Consider the following 6,593-nt stretch of genomic DNA (forward strand, 5'->3'; position numbering starts at 1 on the left):
CGCCGACCCCGCTGCCGCGCCCGCGCCCGGTGATCACCGGACGCCCGGGCGGCTACCGCGACGTGCAGATGCGCGGCGTCGTCCAGCCCGAGGTCGGCGTGTTCCGCGCCGCCCGCCCCGATGGCCGTGCGGTGCTGGTGTGCCCCGGCGGCGGCTATTCGATCACCTCGCTGCGCAACGAGGGGATCGACGTCGCACGGGTGCTGAACGGCTTCGGTGTCACGGTGTTCGTGCTCAGCTACCGGCTGCCTGGCGAAGGCTGGGCGGACCGCGCCAACGTGCCGCTGTCCGACGTGCAGCGCGCGATGCGACTGATCCGCGCCAATGCGCGGCGCTATGCGATCAACCCCGAGACGCTGGGCGTGCTCGGCTTTTCGGCGGGCGGGCATCTTGCCGGGTCGCTCGAGATCCATCATGGGCTCGAGGTCTATCGCCCGGTCGATGCCGCGGACCGGCTGTCGGCGCGGCCGGCCTTTGCGGGGCTGATGTACGCGGTGTCGAACATGGATCCGGGGCGCAGCCATGGCGGGTCGCGCGCGCAGCTGCTGGGGCCCAATCCCGATCCGGCGATGCAGGCGCGCTATGCGATCGACCGCAATCTGCGCAGCGGCGACGCGCCGCTGTTCCTGGTCCATGCCGAGGATGACGACACGGTGCCGGTCGCCAACAGCCTCGACATGCTCGCCGCCGCGCGCCGCGTCGACATTCCGGTCGAGGCGCATATCCTGCGGCGTGGGCGCCACGGCTTCGGCACGCGCCTGCCCGCGAGTTCGCCGGGTTCGCTCTGGCCGCAGTTGTTCGACCGCTGGATGCGCGAGGCGATCGGGCCCGAAGCGCCGCTCTGACGGCGGGTGTGTGTGCCCCCTCCGTTCGCCCTGAGCGAAGTCGAAGGGCAGGCCGCGAACGCTGGCGCCGGGCCTAGCCGAACACCCGCTTCAGCGACCGTTCGAGCATCATCAGCTGCCACAGCGTGCGGCCATGCTCGGCACGTCCGCCGCGATGCGCCTCGGCGAGCGCGGTGATCGCGGCCATGTCGAACCAGCCCGTCTCGGCGAGCATCCGCGATGATCCGAGCGCGCTCGCCTCGCCCGCCAGCGCGCCGCGGAACCACGCGCTGATCGGCGTCACGAAGCCCATTTTCGGGCGATAGAGGATCTCCTTCGGCAGATAAGGCTCCATCGCCTTCTTCATCAGCCATTTGCCCTCGCCGTGACGCAGCCGCATGCCGACGGGCAATGTCGCGCAGAACTCGACCAGCCGGTGGTCGAGCAGCGGTTCGCGCGCCTCAAGCCCGACCGCCATGCTGGTGCGGTCGACCTTGGTCAGGATGTCGCCGGGCAGCCAGTGCTTGAGATCGGCATATTGCGCGCGGTCGATCGCGTCGCGCGCGGGCGCATTGGCCATCGTCGCGACATAGCGTTCCTCCGCGCGGTAGCCGCCCAGCGCGGCCTGCGCGGCGCCCGAGAACAGCCGGGCGCGGACCTCGGGCGTCGTCACGCCGACCGAGCGGGCATAGGCCTCGCCGCCCCCTGCCGCGAGCGCGAGCAGCGTCGATTTCGCGCGGAACGGTCGCGGCGCCCAGTCTGCCTTGGGGTAATGCCGACCGAGCGCGCCGAAAATCTGCGTCCTGAGATGCGCGGGGAGCATGCCGCGCACGCGTTCCTCCGCCGCCTGGAAGCGGTAGCGGCGATAGCCCGCGAGCGCCTCGTCCGCGCCGTCGCCCGACAGCGCGACCGTCACCCGCTCGCGCGCCAATGCGCAGACCTGATAGGTGGCGAGCGCGGATCCGTCGGCGAACGGCTCGTCGAACGCGGCGACCAGCGTGTCGATCAGCGCAAAGTCGTCGGGATCGACCACGCGCTCGGCATGATCGGTCGCGAAGCGGCGTGCGATCGTCGTCGCATGGCCGCGCTCGTCATGCCCCGCCTCGTCGAAGCCGATCGTGCAGGTCCGGACCGCGCGCGGGCTCGCCTCCGCCATCAGCGCGACCACCGCCGAGCTGTCGACCCCGCCCGACAGGAACGCGCCCAAGGGCACGTCGGCGACCATCCGAGACCGCACGCCCGCGCGCATCCGCTCGACCAGTTCCTCGCCCAGCGCCTTGGTGGAGCCGGTCGCGCGGTTGGAGAAGTCGACGTCCCACCAGCGGCGCGGCGCGGGCATGCCGCGCCCGCGCTCGATCAGCAGGAAATGCCCGGCCGCGAGCTTCTTCACGCCCGCGACGAGGCAGGCGTCGTCGGGGACGTAGCCGAGCGCCATGTAATCCTCGACCGCGGACAGATCGGGCGCGCGCCGGACGAGCGGGTTGGCGAGCAGGCCCTTCAGCTCGGAGGCGAACGCCACCGACCCGTCCGCCAGCTCGACATAATGAAGCGGCTTCACCCCCAGCCGGTCGCGCGCGAGGAACAGCGCGCGGGCGCCCGCGTCGTGGATCGCGAAGGCGAACATGCCGTTCAGCCGGTCGAGCATCGACGGCCCCCAGGCGCGCCAGCCGTGGAGCAGCACCTCGGTATCGCCCGCGGTCCGGAACCGGGCGCCGGCCGCGATCAGGTCGGCGCGAAGCTCGGCGAAATTGTAGATCTCGCCATTATAGCTGATCGTCAGCTCGCCATCGGACATCGGCTGCGGCGAGCCTTCGAGGTCGATGATCGACAGCCGGCGATGCCCCAGCCCGACGCCCGGCGCGGTCCAGATGCCGTCGCCATCGGGACCACGATGCGCGAGCGCGGCGATCATCGCCTGGATGCGGTTCGGATCGACCGGCTTTGGCGTGCCCGGGTGAAAGATCCCGGCAATCCCGCACATTCAGCGCAGGCCCGCGGCGTGATCGGCGACCGTGCCGACCGGTCCGAGCGCGGCAAGGAAGCGCGCCATCGGTCGCGGATCGCCGCCCTCGACCGACAGATGCACCGCAACCGCGCGCTGCGGTCCGCCGAACAGCCGCGCCTTCATCGTCTCGATCTTCACGATCATCCCGTCATCGGTGGTAGCATCGCCGACCCGGTACCACGTCGCGACGATGCGCTCCACGGGTCCGGGCGCGGTAATCCGCATCGCCGAACCGCGCGCGCCCGCGGCGTCCGCGACCGGGGGCAGGTCGGCGACGCGGACCCAGCGATCCTCCTCGCGCAGCACGCCCGTGCCGAACGCGATCAGCTCGTGCCCGTCGCCCTGCCGCCCGAATACCGCGAGCGCCATGTCGACGGTCGCGCCCGAGGCGTCGGCGTAGCGGCCGAACAGATAATGGTCGGCGCCCGGATACCAGGGCATCCACGGCGCGCGGACGCTGACATCGACGCGGTGCCAGCCGGGCACGTCGGGCAGCGTGATATGCGCTGGCAGCATTTGCCGCCGCTCGGCGATGGCCGTGCTCCACGCGGGAAACGCCGATGCCACCGCCAGCACGAGCAGCGTGATGATGGCGAGGTCGCCGCGATAGCGCGGGACCGCCTGCAGCTGCGCGGGATCGAAGGCGGGATCGTCGGGCGCGCGGTCGAACCAGCGCCAGCCGATCGCGAGCACCGCCGCCATCACGAGCGCGAAGAACAGCCAGCCATAGACGATGTGATCGATCCCCGTCGCCGCCTCGACCGAGGTCAGCTCGGCGGCCCAGATCGTCCCGAACGCACGAAACCCGTTGGCGACGACCGGCACGACCACCGACACGGCGAGAAACACCGCCCGCCGCCGCCACGACACGAAGCAGACATTGGCGACCAGCACCGCGAACGCGACCATCGCGATCACGAACTTGGCGCCCGAGCACGCCTCCGCGACCTCGAAATAATAGCGGCCGGCATGGATCAGCACGCCGTCGACGACCGCGGGCACGCCGACCAGATGCAGCAGCGGCATGACGATCGCGACCGTCACGGCCTGCAAGGGCGGCTCGATCCCCTCGCCAAAGGGCACGAGGAACAGCGCATAGCCGAGCGGAAACAGCAATCCGCGCGCGACATTGGGGCCGAGGATCGCGACGACCGCGCCCTGCAGCATCAGTACCAGCCCCAGTTGCCGCGCGAGATTGACCGAGGCCGCGTCGCCCATCAGCCACCCTGCCCCGCCGACCGCGACCAGCGCCAGCCCCGGCCACCAGCCAACGGGCGTCAGCTGCGCGAGCGCGCCACGCCGCTGCCACACCAGCCAGGCGATCACCGGGGTAATGAACAGGCAGTGGCCGAAGGTCGTGCTGGTCCACCAGATCGTCGTCAGATCGGCGACGTCGCGGCGGAACAGCGCGAGCAGCAGGGTCGCCGCGATGCCGAGCGCGAGCAGATGCCGGGGCCAGGACGTCGCGGGGCGATCGGTCACGATGCGGACTGGCCGCCATCGACTCCGAACAGCGCGTCGAGCGGTGCGAGCCGCGCGTCCCAGCCATAGCGTCGCAGCACCTGCGCGCGCGCGGCCCGCCCGAGGTCGGCCGCGTCGGCGGGTTCGTCGAGCAGCGCGAGGACCTGCGCGGCGAATTCGCGCGCGTCCGCCGCGACGCGGATCGTGCCGGCGTGGTCGATGCCCTCCGCTGCCGCCGCCGAGGCGACGACAGGCCGCGCCATCGCCATCGCCTCCAGCACCTTGTTCTGGATGCCGCGGGCGAGTTTCAGCGGGGCGACGCAGACATCGGCCGCGGCGAGCCAGCCGCGCACGTCGTCGACCGCGCCGGTGACGATCACCGCCTCGCCTGCCAGCGCCTGCACCGCCGGAGTCGGGGCGCGGCCGACGATCGCGAACCGCGCCGTCGGGTGTTGCGTGCGGATCCGGGGGAGGATGTCGCGGGCGAACCACGTCACGGCGTCGATATTGGGGCGGTAGTCCATCTGGCCGGTGAAGACGATCAGTGGGTCTGCGTGGGCGCTGCCGATGACCAGCCCACTCTTCACCTCCCCGGCGGAGGCCGGGGTCCAGTTGGGCGATGTTGATGGCGACGGACTGTCCGCTGTTACTGCGACTTTTCCAACTGGGCCCCGGCCTTCGCCGGGGTGGTAAGTATGGGTTGGGGTCTGCCCGCCATGCGCAGCCGGGTCGGGCGCGCCGCCCTTCACCTCCCCGGCGGAGGCCGGAGTCCAGTTGGGGGACGTTGATGGCGACGGACTGTCCGGTGTTACTGCGGCCTTTCCAACTGGGCCCCGGCCTTCGCCGGGGTGGTAGGGTGGGGTTGCGGCCTGCCCAGACTTGCCAGCCTTCCCCGCCGGATCGAACGTGGCGGAGTCGATGCCGTTCTCGACCGCGAGGATGCGGCCGGTGGCGCCGCCGGTGTGGAACAGGGCGGCTTCGGCTTCGCTGACGAACAGGCTGGCGGAGACCCTCGCCGCAACCCCCCGCTCGAAGGCCCCTAACAGCCGTGCCTCGCGGCGCATCATCCAGCGCATCGGGCCGCGCGCGTCATCCGCGAAGCCTGCGAACTTGGCGGAGTCCATGTCGACGAAATCCATGACCACGGGTGGCCCGTCATCGGGGAGGTACTGCGCCATCTGACCCGAGAAACAGTAGATGCCGTCGACGCGTGGCAGGATGCGAGCGACCGCGGCCTGCATGGCGGGAGAAGCGAACGCCGTCAGCGAGACGGGCTTGCCGGTGGCCAGCGCCTCGAGTCCGGCGCGCGCCTGCGACTTGCCGCGTGGCAGGATCGTGCAGCTCGCCAGCATGTCCGTGAAGGCCGCAGGCGGATCGAGGTCCGCCGCGTCGTCGGCAAATGCGACGAGATGGACGCGCATGCGTGCGCTGAGATAACGGAGGACGTGGAAGCTGCGGATCTTGTCGCCGCGATCGGGCGGGAACGGCACGCGGTGCGCCAGGAACAGCAGATCGCTCACCCCAGACCCCGGGAGATCCACGGCCCGGCGAGATTGGCCGCCCAGAGCGGCATCTTCTTCCAGCTACGCACCATCAGCGCATATTTGGGATTGAGCGGATTGACCTCGCGCGCGGGGCCGTCGCTGCGCTTGGCATAAAGCCGCGGCACGGGCGTAAATCCCCAGTTCTTCTTGAACGCGGCCGCGCCGGTACCGGTCTTGGACCGTCCGAAATCGAACCGCGTGCAGCCGCGCGCACGGGCATGCGCCATCAGCGCGAAATACATCCGGTCGTTCGCGCGCAGGCCGCGCGCCGCCTCGGTCCCGCCGCCCCAATAGGGATAGACCGTCCCGCGGTGATAGAGGCTGAGCACGCTCGCGACCGCGCGGCCGCGGTGGCGGACGGTCAGCACGTCGGCATCCATCGTCTCGACGACGCTGCGGAACAGCCGCGCGGGAAAGACCGGCGTCCCCAGATTGCGCACCGATTCGGCATAGACGCGGTAATGCTCGGCGAGCATCGCCCGGTCGCGGCCGGTCGCGATGTCGAGATCGAGGCCGAGCGCGCGCCGCACCTCGGCGCGCTGCTTGCGCGGGATGGCGAGCAGTTCGGCATCGTCATCCGCCGCCAGATCGCGCGCGAACCCCAGATAGCTGTCCGCGTCACTGTCCCAGCCCGCGGGCACAGCGCCACCGCGAAGCTCGACCGACGGGCAGCCGCGCCGCTGCGCCAGCTCCCAGGCCGCCGCCGCGAGCGGCTCGACCGCGGCATCGCCGAGCACACCGCCATCGACCGCGAACCCC

5 protein-coding genes are annotated in these 6,593 nt (G+C 71.1%); 1 reads left to right on the forward strand and 4 read right to left on the reverse strand.

What is annotated here, in order from left to right; genetic code table 11:
- Positions 1-845 (forward strand): alpha/beta hydrolase (locus sphsw_RS10815; protein ID WP_031440633.1); only part of this gene is annotated, 845 nt, incomplete at its 5' end.
- Between the two features lie 73 nt (positions 846-918).
- Here the strand turns inward: sphsw_RS10815 and sphsw_RS10820 are convergent.
- The 4 genes from sphsw_RS10820 to sphsw_RS10840 all read right to left on the reverse strand — a co-directional run.
- Positions 919-2,805 (reverse strand): XrtA/PEP-CTERM system amidotransferase, encoded by a 1,887-nt coding sequence (locus sphsw_RS10820; RefSeq protein WP_031440634.1) that lies wholly within the window; start codon positions 2,803-2,805, stop codon positions 919-921.
- Positions 2,806-4,311 carry an exosortase A gene (gene xrtA / locus sphsw_RS10825; protein ID WP_031440635.1) on the reverse strand — a complete coding sequence of 502 codons (1,506 nt, stop codon included), beginning with the start codon at positions 4,309-4,311 and terminating at the stop codon, positions 2,806-2,808.
- Positions 4,308-5,810, reverse strand: a complete 1,503-nt coding sequence (locus sphsw_RS20445) for a glycosyltransferase (protein ID WP_235188362.1) — start codon at positions 5,808-5,810, stop codon at positions 4,308-4,310. The genes xrtA and sphsw_RS20445 overlap by 4 nt, the downstream gene beginning before the upstream one ends.
- Positions 5,807-6,593, reverse strand: a 787-nt coding sequence (locus sphsw_RS10840) for a GNAT family N-acetyltransferase (RefSeq protein WP_031440636.1), incomplete at its 5' end; no start/stop codon positions are given. The genes sphsw_RS20445 and sphsw_RS10840, both read right to left, overlap by 4 nt.

Origin of the sequence: Sphingomonas sp. FUKUSWIS1 (assembly GCF_000733135.1) — a bacterium.
Taxonomy (GTDB): domain Bacteria; phylum Pseudomonadota; class Alphaproteobacteria; order Sphingomonadales; family Sphingomonadaceae; genus Sphingomonas; species Sphingomonas aerolata.

Excerpts from the sequence above, each read along its gene's own strand:
- sphsw_RS10820 (WP_031440634.1), bottom strand. The coding sequence starts at position 2,805 with ATGTGCGGGATTGCCGGGATCTTTCACCCGGGCACGCCAAAGCCGGTC.